Below are 15,674 nucleotides of genomic sequence, written 5' to 3'. Positions count from 1 at the left end.
ATGGAAATTGCCCTTTTTGGAAATCCGAATACAGGAAAAACCTCCCTCTTCAATATATTAACCGATTCTTATGCCTATGTGGGCAACTGGAGCGGTGTGACGGTTGAAAAAAAGGTAGGCGATTTATCGAATAAGAAGGGGCAATTAATTGATTTGCCTGGCATTTATACCATTAACCCTCTTTCAAAAGATGAAGCCGTCGCAACTGAATATTTAATGAATGGGTCTTTTCACGGGATTATTAATATAGTAGATGCTTCACAGTTATTGAGAAATTTACAGTTGACTTTGCAGCTGCTTGAATTCGGCGCACCCATCATTATCGGATTAAACATGATGGATGTAGCTGAAGCAAGAGGGCTACATATTGATGCTGAGAAACTTTCTAAAAAGCTGGGAGTCCCAGTGATACCGATTATTGCTCGAACTGGCAACGGCTGTGATGATTTATTAGAACACTTGGATGGACAAAATTTGCCGACTTCATCCATCCCCATCAATTATGGACCTGAAATTGAAAAATTGATTGAAGATATTATCCGCCTTTTGCCAAGCTACAGCAAAATTAGTCGTCGCTGGCTGGCGCTGCAATTAATTGATGGAAATTTTGTTGTAAAAAATAAACTAAGCGAGATGATGGATTTATCCGTCATTGGTTATCTCATTGAAGATTGCGAAGAAAAAATAAAACAAACTTATCAAGTAAAAAACATAAGCGAATGGCTGTTTAAAAAGCGGCAGCAATTAATTCAATCCGTTTTAGCGGAATGCGTAACAGAAGAAAAAAGGAATAAAAAAAGTTTTACGGAATTGATTGATTCCATTGTGACCAACAGGGTATTTGGCGTCATTATTTTTCTAAGTTTAATGTTTATCATTTTTAAATTGACTTTTGATTGGCTTGGTTCACCTTTATCCGACCTATTGGATGCTTTTTTATCCGGTCCTTTTTCTTCTTGGATTGAAGGAGTTTTAGTTGCGCTGAATGTTTCGCCTTTTATTCAAAGCTTAATCATTGAAGGAATTATTGGGGGAGTCGGCGGAGTACTTGTTTTCATACCGCAAATTTTTATTTTATTTTTCTTTATTTCATTTCTGGAAGATTCCGGCTATATGTCCCGGATTGCCGTTATCATGGACCGCATTTTGGAATTGGTTGGTCTAAACGGGAAAGCCTTTATTCCATTGATTATCGGCTTTGGATGCAATGTACCTGGGGTGATGGGCGCCAGAACCATCGAACAGCCGAAAGAGAGATTGCTTACGATTTTATTAACTCCACTCATGTCCTGTTCAGCGCGGCTAACCGTATATAGCTTGTTTGTCAGCGTCTTTTTTGAACAGCATAAAGCGTTGATTGTTTTATCTTTATATGTTCTTGGCATTGTTGTGGCCATTTTATTAGCGAAGATTTTTTCTTTCTTTATTCGGACGGAAGAATCCATTTTTGTGGTTGAACTTCCTCCTTATCGGGTTCCTCAATTTCGTACATTAATGCGGAGCACTTGGGATAAAGGAAAAGGATTTGTTAAAAAAGCCGGAACCTTTATTTTAGGTGGAACGGTTGTGATTTGGCTTCTTACATATGTGGGGCCAGCAGGAACAAATGTACAAGCAGATGACAGTTTCTTAGCACTAATCAGCAAGTGGATTGCACCAATTCTTGCCCCATTAGGTTTTGGAACATGGCAAGCGGCAGCAAGTCTTATAACCGGTTTCCTTGCAAAAGAAATTGTTGTGTCATCCATGAATGTTATTTATTTTGTACCGGATGGGGAAAGTTTGCAGCATTTGCTTGCAGGGGTATTCACGCCATTATCCGCATATAGCTTTATGGTATTTATTTTGCTTTATGTACCTTGTCTGGCGACGGCTGCAACGATTCAAAAAGAAACAGGCACGAGAAAATGGATGTTCTTCTCGATACTGTATGGACTAGTCATTGCCTATACAATTTCTTTCATCCTTTATCAAGGTGGAAGATTGTTGGGAATAGGCCAATAGAAAGGACGACGCAGGATGGTCATTAGTATAATTCTTGGAGTCATCATTTTTGGCTATGCTTTTTGGGCGTTATATTCATCCATTAAGAAAAGCAAAAAAGGCGTTTGCGCAAGTTGTGAAATCGCAGATCATTGTCATAGTAATTGCAACTCATCATTAAAAAATAATCGTTTGAATTGAGAATGCGTCTTTTTCTCAATTAAAAAGAGGTTGGGACAAATCTAAAAAAACATCATTTTCTCCAAGGAGAAAATGATGTTTTTTTGATATGTTATTAAAATTGATTTCCGTTCCGGGGACGCTTTCCGCGGGCCCGGCTCGAGCCTCCTCGGAGCTCATTGCTTCGCTCCTGCGGTGTCTCGAGACACGGGCTGTTCCCGCAGGAGTCGCCCCGTCACTTCAATCAATTTTTAGTTATATCAAATATTTATCAAAACCCTTTCAACTACCCCTTTAATTTTTTGTTTATGTCCCAGCCTCCTTTTTATTTTTCGTTTAGCTGTTGAAGTAAATGTTGGATAAAACTATAGGATAGTTCGATGGCTTGTTCAATCGTCATTTCTTCTGAAAGCCTTCTATAAAGTCCAAAGGGAGATTGATTTCCCACAAGCCTTCATCTGCTGAAAAGAGGGCGCTGTAGTTTTTGATGGAATCTGTATGTAGATGTTCCTCTAAATAATTTTTAATAGCATTGCTATGTTTCTTTTGAACTCTTAAGCCAAATAAAGCCATATATGTACGAAACACATCATCCACTTCGATGGAAAGGGCATCCACTTTGATTTCCTCAAAAGTTGGCGATTCCACATAAAGAAATTCGTTTAAATGGGTTTTAAAATAAGCAATCGGTGTATTTAAAAAATCTGGTGATTCCACGGCGATCGTTTCCTCTGTTTCTTTATCGCAACGTTCAAGATATACCTTGCTTAAAACCATATAAAAGTAACCTCCTTTATTTTTTCTTAAGTATAACCTACTTTGAGGGAAAATTTCTTATCAAACTTGAGAGGAAAAGAATTTTAAGATGCTATCAGTAAAACTTATAAAAAAGGAAATCTATCATAATATAGTGAATATTGGAATAGATTCATGTAAAATGGATTTTAGAAAGGGGAAATGGAGATGTCACAATTTAAAGCGTTAGTCGTTGATAAACATGGGGAAGATGTGGCCGTTGAACTTCGGCAATTGTCCTTTGATGATTTGCCAAAAGGGGAAGTGTTAATTCGGGTTCATTATTCCGGTGTAAATTATAAAGATAGTCTTGCCACAATCCCAAATGGCAACATTGTAAGAAATTATCCTTTTGTGCCGGGCATTGATTTGGCAGGAGTTGTCGTTCGTTCGGAAGATCCGCGTTTTCAGGAAGGCGATGAAGTCATCGCAACAAGCTATGAAATTGGCGTTTCCCATTTTGGAGGATACAGCGAATATGCTCGCATCCCCGCTGAGTGGATTGTGCCGCTTCCAAAAGGGCTTTCTTTAAAAGAATCCATGATTATTGGAACGGCAGGATTTACTGCGGCTTTGTCCATTTATCGTCTTGAACAAAATGGGTTAAAACCTGAACAAGGAAAAGTGCTTGTAACGGGTGCAACGGGCGGCGTAGGAAGCTTTGCTGTCGCGATTTTATCAAAGCTTGGCTATGATGTAGAAGCAAGCACTGGAAAAGAATCAGAACATGAATTTTTGAAAAGTCTTGGTGCAAAGTCGGTGATTTCAAGGGAAGAAGTAGTCAGTGCTGGCAGACCGAAATCATTGGCAAAACAAAGATGGATTGCTGCAGTGGACCCGGTAGGAGGAGAATCCCTTGCATCCATTTTGAGCCAAATTAAGCTTGGAGGACAAGTGGCGGTAAGCGGATTGACTGGTGGAACAAGCCTTCCGACAACCGTTTACCCGTTTATCCTTCGCGGTGTTGATTTGCTTGGCATTGATTCTGCTTATTGCGATTATGAAACGAGAAAAGAAGTTTGGAATCGACTAGCATCTGATTATAAGCCGGACCGGTTGGAAGATTTTATTTATAAGGAGGTAACCCTTGAAGAGCTTCCAGATGCGTTTCCGATTTTATTAAAGGGACAAGCAAAAGGTAGAATATTAGTAGATGTAATCTCTTAAATCGCTTAAAACTGCTCGAAATGAACATTTTCGGGCAGTCTTTTTTATTATGCTATCTGGAAAACTTATGATATTCTCGTAAGTAGCAAGTTTTCTGTGAAAATCGTATAAGATTGGCAAATTATTTTATTCTTGCAGTATAATTGCAATGTAGTGAAAAGAGGGGTGGCTAAATTGAATCGGATTCAATATGTAAAACAGAAGATTCAATATATGGATGAAATGGAAGCAAAAAGTATTTTATTATTGATTTATGCGAAATTAGATAATGCCATGGATCAAGGCGATGAGGGGATGATTAAGGAAACAGCCGAAGAAATTTTTGATATGTATCATAATTTGCCAAGCAGAATATTAAATTAGTAATAGTCCATTTTGAACCGATTTTGTTCAAAATGGGTTTTTTCTGAAGTTATACATATCTGCAAAAAAAAACGACCTAAAGACGTTGCTTTAGGTCGTAATAAAGTCAGTAAGTGGAATTCATGGCGGAAAGTGAAAGCAGCAAGGGGTATTAATAGCCGTAACCTTTGTAGTTTGTTCCCACAATGATGAGAAGAATAAAGAGAACTACAAGTAAAACAAAGTCGCACTTATTGCCGTAATAACCTCCAACAGAGCCGTAGTTAGAAGACATATCCTTTCACCCCCTTTTTTCATATTTAATGTATGGTGGATTTTTGTTGATATATGGTACAAATGCGGAATGAGTGTGAAATTGGTTAAGTATCATCGGTTTTATTGATAACCTCATGATTAAATAAAATTCAATCGATTGATTTTTATTTTGTAAGCGCTTACTTCCCGGTCGGTTCAAGAAGGTGAAAGGAGTGAAGGAAGAAAGGTAGTTTATTTGCAGCAATATAAATATCAAAAATTCATCGATGAACTTCGTGAATATCCAGATAGTTTTGAATATATGATTGTAGATGATTATGAAAATAAATTTACTTTTCATCGTACGGAATGTGTTCAGATGGATGATTGTTTTGCACAGCTGATTGAAGCGGGAGAGCAATATAAACTGGTTTCCGTGATGTTTATGAAAGAGGATTGGTCCATTCGGAAAATTTTGGGCTTTTTAGCTGAACATCAAGTAGAAATTTACCCTCCGATATCCGATTCTTTTGTCATCCGAAATACCAGTGAAATTATTGATGCCAAACTGTTTAACGGCCAACCACTTGTCTTATGCAAAAAGGGAAAACAAAGTATTTCTTTAAATCCGATTAATTTAGAGGAAGTTACGGAATTGTATGAGCGATAAAAAAAATCAATAACATCGGATTAGCTGAAAAAATCGGCAAAGCTCATTTGAACATGGATTAGCTTAAAAAGTACCGAACGAGAAAATTTATGAATTTTCTATATAAATTTTGTAAAATTTTTGATAAAATAGAGAAAAAGATAAAGGAGTGGAAAAAATGGGAATGTATAAAAAAATTGCTGTTGCGATTGATTTTTCTGAAGGATCAAAAAAGGCTTTTCAAAAAGCGGTGGAGCTGGCAAAGATGAATCAAGCCGCATTATCGATTGTCCATGTGGTAGATACAAAAACGTTTGGTTCTATTGCCGCTTATGATTTAAAATATGCTGCTGAATTGAGAGAGAAAGCGGAAGATGAGTTAGCAAAAATGAAAGAAGAAGCTGAAAAAGCTGGAGTTGCAAATGTAGAAATACTAGTAAAAGAAGGAGCGGCCAAGTCCGTTTTAACGAACCTTGAAACTGATTTAATCGTCTGCGGTGCAACAGGTTTGAATAGACTAGAAAAATTGGTGGTTGGTTCTGTAGCGGAGCGCATCGTTCGAAATTCAAAATATGATGTGTTTATTGTCCGTTAATGGGCTCATATTGAAAAGAGTGTATGCATAAAATGGAGTAGCTGCTTTTCACTGGGAAATTTAAAGGAGAGAAGGAATGTTAACTAAACCTTTTGAAGAATATGAAATTGGAGAATCATGGACGTCTTCAGGGCGGACCATTACGGAAAGCGATATTGTGAATTTTGCGGGTGTCAGCGGAGACTTCTTTCCGTTGCATATGGATTCGGAATATGCGAAACAAACAATCTTCAAACAACGGATTGCCCATGGTTTGCTCGTATTGTCCATCGGTACAGGCCTTCTCGAAATGAGCCCTAACGTTATCGCTGCTTTCTATGGAATCGAAAAATTGCGATTTATCAAACCGACCTTTATCGGGGATACAATCTTTTTGGAACTAAAAGTAACCGATTTAATAGATAAAGGCAACGGTAAAGGTGTAATCGCTTTCCATCAAGAAATTAAGAAACAGACTGGGGAAACCGTTGTTGCTGCTGAATACAAATTTTTATTGAATAAAAAGGAGCGCTAAATTTCTTTGGCGTTCCTTTTTATTTTTTATAGCAATTTGAAATAAATATTCTACAAAATGTTGGCGGGCGGGCTGATTAAATTTCAAGAAATTCTGCCACAATGTGGTTAGAGCGATTTTTGGCGAAGAAAGGGATGGACATCATGGAATTTTGGCCGAAAGTATTGGAGCGGATTCGTTGGAAAATTCCTAAGGCAAGTTATGATCTGTACTTTGCAAAAACGGAAGGTGAATGGAGCGGAGAAGTGCTTTATGTTTTTACAGACAGCCAATTTACAAAAGAATGTTTAAATCATCGGTATAAAAAAATCATTGCTTTGACGGTGGAAGAAATGACCGGAAAAAAAGCCGAAATTCAAATTGTGAATAAAGAATCAAATGAGTTGCCTCTTATTCACTCAAAAACTACTTATGAAGAAATAAAAACGTTTATTCTCCAGCAAAATATGATGATAAATCGATTGCAAAAAAAGGTTAAAGAGTTGGAGAAGAAAGTCGTTTTTTTAGAGACAAGGGCACATCATGAGGTAACTTTTCATAAAATAATGAAGGGATGAAACTTTTTAGCGTTTCATCCCGTTTTTATTATGTTGTGAAGGTTTATGAAATTTTTGTTTAATGGAAGGAAAAACCGTTAAAAAATATTGAAATCTTTTAATATAATAGGAGTTATGTTGTTTTTAGGTTGAAATGATATATAGAAGGGAATTATTAATTATTGAATAAAAAGCATTTTTTAAAAATAGGGAACATTCAAACATTTTCTAATACATCATGGAGTGAAAAAAGTGAAACATAAGAAATCTTCTTCCTACACCACTTTCCAAAATGTTATTGTATTTCCTGGAACGGTGGAACGGCTCTATTCTGAGGCGTTGAAATATTTGAGAAATAATCAATTTGAAAAGGCGAATCAATATTTTGAGGAAGCGTTGCAATATGAAGATGATGATGAACAATTATTGAGCATTTACGCCTACTCATTATATGAATCAAAATCTTATGAAAAAGCAAAGGAAGTGTGCGAGAGACTTCTTAGCCTTGGTCCATCCATGTATTTTGAAATCATGGAACTTTATTTAAGTATTTGTCTGCAATTAAAAGAATATAAAAAAGTTGAAAAAATTATTTCTTCCTTGCTCGAAGAAGGTGCGATTCCTCAAGAAAGGTTGGAACAATTTAAGAGGCTGAGAGAATTAAATGCTACTATTAGTGAGGGAATGGAAAAGCAAGAGGAGAATACAGTAGTTAGTCAATTCGAATTAGAGCAATATGAATTGGATGTTTTTTTGGGATTCGATGCATCACAGCAAGTGAAAAAAATCAACGAGATGTCTTATTTAAATATCCGCCCCATTCTTAAGCAACTGAAAAAAATAGCTGAACATAGCCACACTCATCCTTTTGTAAAAAGCCTCATTCTCATTTTGATGAATGAGCAAAAAATCGACATAGAATTGGAAATGAAAAAATTTAACAGGATGATTGTGGTAAATCCTTCGAAAATTGGGTTGCCAACAGAGTTGCCACAATATAAAATGATTTCAAATATAGTGAATGAAAAATTGCAACAAGATCCTTCCATTTTGGAAATGGTAGAATATTTAATTGCAAAACATTCAATTGTAACGTATCCTTTTGAGTGGTTGGATTTTGAACCGCAGAAAGTGGCACAAAATTATATTGATTTTGTATATCAAATGTTTGGCAAAAACGGTGGAGCCGATGAAGAAATTTATCGCTTCATACAAGAATTAGAAAAGTTGTCCGAACTGCAGTAATATGAAAATGTTGAAACTCAGGCTACTTATGATATACTAAAATGGTTGTCAAAATCGTGTAAACTTTTGTTTATGATGAAAATTATGTAATTTATTTTTGGAGGTATTACTATATGTCTGCAAAATGGGAAAAAAAAGATGCAAACACTGGAGTATTAACAATTGAAGTTCCTGCTGAAAAAGTGAACCAAGCGCTTGATCAAGCATTCCAAAAAATCGTAAAACAAATTAATGTACCTGGATTCCGTAAAGGAAAAGTGCCACGCAAAATCTTTGAAAAGCGATTTGGCGTAGAAGCTCTATACCAAGACGCTTTAGAAATTTTAGTTCCAGAAGAATATTCAAAAGCTGTTGATGAAACTGGTATTTTCCCAGTTGATTATCCAGAAATCGGCGAACTTGATGGTTTCGAAAAAGATAAAGATTTTACATTTACTGCAACTGTAACGGTTAAACCTGAACCAAAACTAGGTGAATATAAAGGTTTAGAAGTGAAAAAATTAAGCACTGAAGTTACAGATGAAGAAGTGGAAGAACAAATCCAAAACTTAATAAACCGCAAAGCAGAATATGAAATTAAAGAAGATGAACCAATCGTTGAAGGCGATATTGCTGTAATCGACTTCGAAGGTTTCATTGGCGATGAAGCATTTGAAGGCGGAAAAGGGGAAGACTATCCTTTAGAAATCGGTTCTGGCCAATTCATCCCTGGCTTTGAAGAACAATTAGTTGGCTTAAAAGCTGGCGAATCTAAAGACATCCAAGTAACATTCCCTGAAGAATATCATGCGGAAGAACTTGCTGGCAAAGATGCAACTTTCAAAGTAACTGTAAAAGAAGTAAAAACAAAAGTATTGCCAGAATTAAACGATGAATTTGCAAAAGAAGCAGATCCAGAAGTTGAATCAGTTGAAGAATTGCGCAACAAAATAAAAGAAAGATTAGCTGAACAAAAGAAAAATGAAGCAGAAAGCACACTTCGCGATGAATTAGTGGAAAAAGCAGCTGAGAATGCTGAAATGGAAATTCCAGAAGCAATGATCCACAACGAAATTCACCGTATGATTGATGAATTTGCTCAACGCCTACAAATGCAAGGAATGTCTTTAGACCTTTATTATCAATTCTCTGGTCAAACAGAGGAAGACTTGCATGAACAATTCAGAGAAGATGCTGAAACTCGCGTGCGCATTTCATTAACACTAGAAGCAATCGCTAAAGCAGAAAACATCGAAGTGACACAAGAAGATATCGACAAAGAGCTTGAAAAAATGGCTGACCAATTCAAAATGGATAAAGAAAAAATTATTACTGCTTTAGGCGGTACAACAGAAATTTTAGAAAACGATATCCGCACACAAAAAACAGTTGAGTTTTTAGTTGAACATGCAAAAATTACTGAATAATTTTTGCTTTCCTTTACAATTTAGCGTAGTGGAATTAATTAAATATTTTTCCAAAACAAGGTACGGCGTATACTACCGTGCCTTGTTTTGTACCAACCATAATTTTTTTTACATACTTACAGATAAAAAAGTGGGCATTTAATACTTCTTGTTTGCTAAAGTGCTCAATATCTTGTAAGATTGTTGCTTGAATAGGGGTGAAACAAATTGTTTAAATTTAATGATGAAAAAGGCAATTTAAAGTGTTCTTTTTGTGGAAAGCCTCAGGAACAGGTACGAAAATTAGTAGCTGGCCCTGGTGTTTATATTTGTGACGAATGTATTGAGCTTTGTTCCGAAATTGTAGTTGAGGAATTAGGCACAGAAGAGGAAATCGATTTTCAAGATGTGCCAAAACCGAAAGAAATTTTAAGCATTTTAGATGAGTATGTGATTGGACAAGAACGCGCAAAAAAAGCGCTTGCAGTAGCTGTATATAACCATTACAAACGAATCAATTCAAATAGTAAAATAGATGATGTGGAGTTGTCAAAGTCCAATATTATTCTTATTGGACCTACAGGAAGCGGGAAAACGTTGCTTGCTCAGACCCTTGCAAGAATTTTGAATGTTCCATTTGCCATTGCTGATGCAACTTCATTAACAGAAGCAGGGTATGTAGGAGAAGACGTAGAAAATATTTTGTTAAAATTAATTCAAGCGGCTGATTATGATATTGAAAGAGCGGAAAAAGGAATTATTTATATAGATGAAATTGACAAAATTGCCCGCAAATCTGAAAATCCTTCCATTACACGTGACGTGTCCGGCGAAGGTGTTCAACAAGCTCTCTTAAAAATTCTTGAAGGTACAGTGGCAAGCGTTCCGCCTCAAGGAGGACGAAAACATCCGCATCAAGAGTTTTTGCAAATTGATACAACCAATATTTTATTTATCGTCGGCGGGGCTTTCGATGGAATTGAAAATATTATTAAACGCCGCTTAGGCCAGAAAGTCATTGGCTTTGGTTCAGATGCGAAAAATAAAAATGTGGAAAGCGATTCCTTGATTTCACAATTAATTCCAGAAGATTTATTAAAATTTGGTCTAATTCCAGAATTTATTGGCCGTTTGCCTGTGATTGCCACACTTGAACAATTAAATGAAGAAGCATTGGTGCGAATTTTAACAGAGCCGAAAAATGCTTTAGTGAAACAGTATCAAAAAATGCTGGAATTGGATAATGTAGAGTTGGAATTTGAGGAAGAAGCGCTTCAAGCAATTGCGAAAGAAGCTATTGAACGCAAAACAGGTGCCCGTGGACTTCGCTCAATTATTGAAAATATTATGCTTGACATGATGTATGAATTGCCATCCCGCGATGATATTGTGAAATGCATCGTCACAAAAGAAACCATTACAGAAAAAGCACAGCCGAAATTAATTTTGAACGATGGCACTGAATTGAAAGATTTAAAGGACAATAAAAAAACTTCTGCATAAGTTAGAAACAAGCAATTCAAAAGTTTTATTTCATAAAGAGCTGACTGCGAATGTGCACCATGCATTTCTCGTGAGTCAGCTCTTTATCACGAAAATTCGAATGACATTTTTTAAAAAATATTTTTGATAATTCTTTAACTTATTTTTTGAATAAACTATTGTTAATTAATGCTCCATGAAAGAAAAAATTTTAAAATTGCTATGTAAATCCAAGTGAAAACTTCTTATTTTTTCACATACTAAAACTTGCAGAAGCGGGTGCATTCGTTAGTATCATAATGGAGGTGAGGAACCCGCATGGCTGAAATAAAGAAAAATGTTCCGTTGCTCCCTTTGCGCGGACTACTCGTTTTCCCTTCAATGGTTTTACATATTGATGTAGGAAGAAAACGTTCCGTTGCTGCTTTAGAACATGCGATGGTGAATGACAACAAAATCTTCTTGACGGCTCAAAAGGATATGCGTGTAGAAATGCCGGAGAAAGAAGATTTATACATGATTGGGACATATGTCTCTGTCAAACAAATGTTGAAACTGCCGAATGGTACATTGCGAATTCTCGTGGAAGGAATTTGCCGAGGCAAAATTATCAAATACCAGGAAAATGATGATTTTACAACCGTAGATATTGAATTGCACGAAGATTCAAAAGAAAAAGACGTTGAAACGGAAGCGTTAATGCGCACCGTGATGAATTATTTTGAAAAATATGCGAAGGCTTCCAATAAAATTACTGCTGAAACGATTCAAGCAGTTATGGATATCGAGGAGCCTGGAAGACTGGCCGATATCATCGCTTCCCATTTGCCTTTTAAAATAGCGGAAAAGCAAGAAGTCCTCAGCATGTTCAATATTAAAAAACGATTGGATCATTTAATGATTCGCTTGCATGATGAACAGGAAGTATTGAATTTAGAAAAGAAAATCTCTACAAAAGTAAAGCAAGCAATGGAGCGCACGCAAAAGGAATATTATTTGCGTGAACAAATGAAAGCGATTCAAGCGGAACTTGGAGACCGTGAAGGAAAAAGCGGAGAAATTGCAGACCTTAAAAAACGAATTGAAGAGGCTGGCATGCCTGAATCCACTCAAAAAGTGGCATTGAAAGAGCTTGACCGCTATGAAAAATTGCCAGCTGCAAGTGCTGAAAGCGGCGTGATTCGCAATTATATTGAATGGCTTGTTACGATTCCTTGGAAAGAGAAAACAGAAGATAGACTTGATATTAGAGTAGCGGAAGAAATTTTAGACCGCGATCATGATGGTTTGGAAAAAGTCAAAGAGCGCATTTTGGAATATTTGTCTGTACGGCAATTAAAAAATTCCCTTCGAGGTCCAATCCTTTGTTTAGTTGGTCCTCCAGGCGTCGGAAAAACGTCCCTTGCAAGATCCATTGCAGAAAGTTTGAACCGCAAATTTGTCCGGATTTCTCTTGGCGGTGTTCGAGACGAGTCGGAAATTCGCGGACACAGACGCACTTATGTAGGAGCTATGCCAGGGCGCATTATTCAAGGCATGAAAAAGGCTGGCACGATCAACCCGGTATTTTTATTGGATGAAATCGATAAAATGTCCAATGATTTCAGAGGAGATCCTTCTGCAGCTATGCTGGAAGTATTGGACCCTGAACAAAATCATACATTCAGCGACCATTACATCGAAGAGCCGTATGACTTATCGCAAGTGATGTTTATTGCGACTGCGAACGATTTAAGCACGATTCCAGGTCCGCTATTAGACCGTATGGAAGTCATTTCTATCTCCGGTTATACAGAAATGGAAAAATTGCAAATCGCAAAAAATCATCTCATTCCGAAACAGTTGGAAGAAAACGGCTTGAAAAAATCACAAATTGTTTTTAAAGAAGAAGCAATTGTAGATTTAATCCGCTATTATACGCGGGAAGCTGGGGTTCGGGGACTTCAACGCCAAATCGCTGCGGTATGCCGAAAAGTGGCGAAAGTTATTGTTTCCGGCGAACGTAAACGGGTGACGGTTAATTCAAAAACATTAATTGAAATGTTAGGCAAACATAAATATCGCTATGGTCAAGCGGAATTGGAAGACCAAATAGGGGTAGCAACCGGCTTAGCATATACGACTGTTGGCGGAGATACCCTTCAAATTGAAGTATCATTAACTCCTGGAAAAGGAAAACTGCTTCTAACAGGAAAGCTTGGGGATGTAATGAAAGAATCTGCTCAAACAGCCCTGTCTTACGTCCGATCTTTATCGGAACGGCTTAACCTAGATGCAGACTATTTTGAGCAGCACGATATTCATATTCACGTCCCAGAAGGAGCGGTACCTAAAGATGGACCATCAGCGGGTATTACCATTGCGACAGCACTTGTATCTGCCATTTCCAATAAGCCAATCAAAAAAGAAGTAGGCATGACGGGCGAAATCACACTTAGAGGGCGAGTATTGCCAATTGGCGGCCTGAAGGAAAAATCTTTGGGTGCGCATCGTGCAGGTCTTACAACGATTATCATTCCTCAAGATAATGAGAGGGATATTGATGATATTCCTGAAACAGTCCGCGAACAGCTAACATTCAAGCCGGTAAAAACTGCGGAAGAAGTGTTGAAAATCGCCCTTGTTGGAGGATTTTAGATGAAGGTAAATCAAGCGGAATTCGTAATCAGTGCTGTAAAGCCGGAGCAATATCCTGATGCAGGTCTTCCTGAATTCGCCTTAGCCGGCCGTTCCAATGTCGGTAAATCTTCTTTCATCAATAAGATGGTCAATCGGAAATCCTTGGCTCGTACGTCATCAAAGCCTGGAAAAACACAAACGCTCAATTTTTATAAAATTAATGAAGTGCTGTTTTTTGTGGACGTTCCAGGCTATGGCTATGCCAAAGTATCAAAGAAAGAGCGGGAAGCTTGGGGGAAAATGATTGAACGGTATATGACCGGCCGCGCTGGATTAAAAGCAGTCCTTTTAATTATTGATTTGCGGCATGCACCGACAGACGATGATAAAATGATGTATAATTTTTTAAAGTATTACAATATCCCTTCCATTGTCATTGCAACAAAAGCAGATAAAATTCCAAGAGGCAGATGGGATAAACATAAAAAAATTGTACGAGAAACATTAAAAATGGAAAAAGATGAACCTCTCATTCTTTTCTCGGCTGAAACAGGATTAGGAGTGGAAGAAACATGGGCTGAAATTGAAAAGTTCATGTGATTCCATACATACCTACGAAAAAGGGCAATTTGGAAATCATACATTTCCAAATTGCTTTTTTTATCTAAACTGATTTTATGTAGATTTTTGTATAAATGGCAGTAAGTCCTTAATTTACCTGCTTTTATACCGATAAAATATTTAGGAGTTTTTTCTTGCTATGGAATAGAGAATGAAATGGGACATTAGAGGAGGATTTTAGCATTGTGTAAGAAATGGATATACATAATGATTGTTTTATTGTTCTTCATGAATCTGATCTCTGTAGGTAAAGTAAATGCAGCAACCATCTACAAAGGTATTCTTGAAGATGTGGTTTATAGTTCAGAAAACCAAAATGGTAAAAGTAATTCTGAAAGTATCCCAACACAAATTGTGATTAAAAGTAACAATGGAACAAAAGTTACATTAAATATTGACCAGCATACAAATTATTTTATTAACAATACGCTTACGACAATTGAAGGTTTTAAAAAAGGAATGACCGTTGAAGCCACGGTTTCATTAAGAAAAGTAACGGATTTAAAGGGAACGGTAAACAGTAATCAAGGAGCCATTCCTAAAAATAGTAAAGAAAAAACGGGAGTTGTTACGGAAATAAGCTCGAAAGGCACATTTATTCGCGTAAAATTGGATAATGATACAGAATCTAAAACTTTTTACATCAATAAAAATACAAAAATAAGAAAAGGAGAATCTATTGCGAGTTTAGATGCATTAAATGAGGGAGATCGAGTAATTTTGAAGTTTTCAAGTGCCACTTCATCTGTCGTTTCTGAATTGGATATAGCTGTGGATGGTGTAAAGATTAAAAATATCTATCGCGGCAAAATACAATCTGTTAACCCATATTCAAATTCGATTGTTCTAAACAATTTAGAAATGTATGACAATAGAACAGGAGTGTTTAAGAATACTTCAAGATTCTACGAGTTAAAAACATTTACTTTTGAATCGGAAAATCCAATTTTCGTTGGAAAAGAAAAAGTTTCAGCAAGCGATTTAAAATCTTATAAAAATAGTATGGTTTATTTTATCACTACAGAAAAAAATGGTGAAGAAATGGCGGAACGAATGGTTGTGATTTCCAATGCCGGTTGGACATTTCGTGAACAAATTACTGCCGTTAATCCTTCCTATCGATTTATTAATTTAAAAATAAATGGGAGGGTTTATTTACATGAAGGCACAATCATCATATCAAACGGTCAATTGATTGATCGAACGTCATTAATACCAAATTATGCTATAAATTTGGTCATCGTTGATGAATTGATAACTGGAGACTATTATGCGCAGCTGATTAACCTAAATTAAAACTAATAGA

16 protein-coding genes are annotated in these 15,674 nt (G+C 36.6%); 14 read left to right on the top strand and 2 right to left on the bottom strand.

The features are described 5' to 3' along the window. Positions 1-2,004: a ferrous iron transport protein B gene (gene feoB / locus DKZ56_RS11475; protein WP_208650116.1), complete on the top strand. Its 2,004-nt coding sequence runs from the start codon at positions 1-3 to the stop codon at positions 2,002-2,004. Positions 2,005-2,019: 15 nt separating this feature from the next. Then, positions 2,020-2,184, top strand: a complete 165-nt coding sequence (locus DKZ56_RS11470) for a FeoB-associated Cys-rich membrane protein (protein WP_208650115.1) — start codon at positions 2,020-2,022, stop codon at positions 2,182-2,184. Positions 2,185-2,559: 375 nt separating this feature from the next. On the opposite strand, the gene DKZ56_RS11465 is transcribed toward DKZ56_RS11470, so the two are convergent. Then, a complete protein-coding gene (locus DKZ56_RS11465) occupies positions 2,560-2,940 on the bottom strand; it encodes a protoporphyrinogen oxidase (RefSeq protein ID WP_208650114.1) in 381 nt (126 codons plus the stop codon). Positions 2,941-3,120: 180 nt separating this feature from the next. Here DKZ56_RS11465 and DKZ56_RS11460 point away from each other — a divergent pair, with 180 nt between their 5' ends. Both DKZ56_RS11460 and DKZ56_RS11455 read left to right on the top strand, forming a co-directional pair. Next, entirely contained in the window at positions 3,121-4,125 is a 1,005-nt protein-coding gene (locus tag DKZ56_RS11460; RefSeq protein ID WP_208650113.1) for an NADPH:quinone oxidoreductase family protein, read from the top strand. 174 nt (positions 4,126-4,299) lie between these two features. Next, on the top strand, positions 4,300-4,488 hold the full coding sequence (locus tag DKZ56_RS11455) for a hypothetical protein (RefSeq protein WP_208650112.1): 189 nt from the start codon (positions 4,300-4,302) through the stop codon (positions 4,486-4,488). A gap of 151 nt (positions 4,489-4,639) precedes the next feature. Here the strand turns inward: DKZ56_RS11455 and DKZ56_RS11450 are convergent, their stop codons facing one another. Continuing rightward, positions 4,640-4,762 carry a YjcZ family sporulation protein gene (locus DKZ56_RS11450; protein ID WP_208650111.1) on the bottom strand — a complete coding sequence of 41 codons (123 nt, stop codon included), beginning with the start codon at positions 4,760-4,762 and terminating at the stop codon, positions 4,640-4,642. 216 nt (positions 4,763-4,978) lie between these two features. Between DKZ56_RS11450 and DKZ56_RS11445 the strand changes: the two genes are divergently transcribed. The 10 genes from DKZ56_RS11445 to DKZ56_RS11400 all read left to right on the top strand — a co-directional run bounded on the left by DKZ56_RS11445 (position 4,979) and on the right by DKZ56_RS11400 (position 15,664). Next, entirely contained in the window at positions 4,979-5,392 is a 414-nt protein-coding gene (locus DKZ56_RS11445; protein ID WP_208650110.1) for a hypothetical protein, read from the top strand. A 157-nt stretch (positions 5,393-5,549) separates the two neighbouring features. Next, on the top strand, positions 5,550-5,966 hold the full coding sequence (locus tag DKZ56_RS11440) for a universal stress protein (RefSeq protein ID WP_208650109.1): 417 nt from the start codon (positions 5,550-5,552) through the stop codon (positions 5,964-5,966). A gap of 76 nt (positions 5,967-6,042) precedes the next feature. Then, positions 6,043-6,480 carry a MaoC/PaaZ C-terminal domain-containing protein gene (locus tag DKZ56_RS11435; RefSeq protein WP_208650108.1) on the top strand — a complete coding sequence of 146 codons (438 nt, stop codon included), beginning with the start codon at positions 6,043-6,045 and terminating at the stop codon, positions 6,478-6,480. Between the two features lie 143 nt (positions 6,481-6,623). Beyond that, positions 6,624-7,037 carry a DnaA N-terminal domain-containing protein gene (locus DKZ56_RS11430; RefSeq protein WP_208650107.1) on the top strand — a complete coding sequence of 138 codons (414 nt, stop codon included), beginning with the start codon at positions 6,624-6,626 and terminating at the stop codon, positions 7,035-7,037. Between the two features lie 231 nt (positions 7,038-7,268). Further along, positions 7,269-8,261: a tetratricopeptide repeat protein gene (locus DKZ56_RS11425; protein ID WP_208650106.1), complete on the top strand. Its 993-nt coding sequence runs from the start codon at positions 7,269-7,271 to the stop codon at positions 8,259-8,261. A gap of 113 nt (positions 8,262-8,374) precedes the next feature. Continuing rightward, positions 8,375-9,667: a trigger factor gene (gene tig / locus DKZ56_RS11420; RefSeq protein WP_208650105.1), complete on the top strand. Its 1,293-nt coding sequence runs from the start codon at positions 8,375-8,377 to the stop codon at positions 9,665-9,667. 207 nt (positions 9,668-9,874) lie between these two features. Continuing rightward, the gene (gene clpX / locus DKZ56_RS11415) at positions 9,875-11,149 is read left to right on the top strand and encodes an ATP-dependent protease ATP-binding subunit ClpX (RefSeq protein WP_208650104.1); all 1,275 of its coding nucleotides are present in this window, start codon (positions 9,875-9,877) and stop codon (positions 11,147-11,149) included. A gap of 297 nt (positions 11,150-11,446) precedes the next feature. Further along, complete coding sequence (gene lon, locus DKZ56_RS11410; RefSeq protein WP_208650103.1) at positions 11,447-13,765, top strand: endopeptidase La; 2,319 nt, start codon at positions 11,447-11,449, stop codon at positions 13,763-13,765. Continuing rightward, complete coding sequence (gene yihA, locus DKZ56_RS11405; RefSeq protein ID WP_208650102.1) at positions 13,766-14,347, top strand: ribosome biogenesis GTP-binding protein YihA/YsxC; 582 nt, start codon at positions 13,766-13,768, stop codon at positions 14,345-14,347. 204 nt (positions 14,348-14,551) lie between these two features. Then, positions 14,552-15,664 (top strand): hypothetical protein, encoded by a 1,113-nt coding sequence (locus DKZ56_RS11400; protein ID WP_208650101.1) that lies wholly within the window; start codon positions 14,552-14,554, stop codon positions 15,662-15,664. Positions 15,665-15,674 lie beyond the last annotated feature (10 nt).

The organism is Ureibacillus thermophilus (assembly GCF_004331915.1).
Classification (GTDB): Bacteria; Bacillota; Bacilli; order Bacillales_A; family Planococcaceae; genus Ureibacillus; species Ureibacillus thermophilus.
Note: the sequence above shows the minus strand (reverse complement) of the source record. Positions and strands in the feature narration are given on the sequence as shown.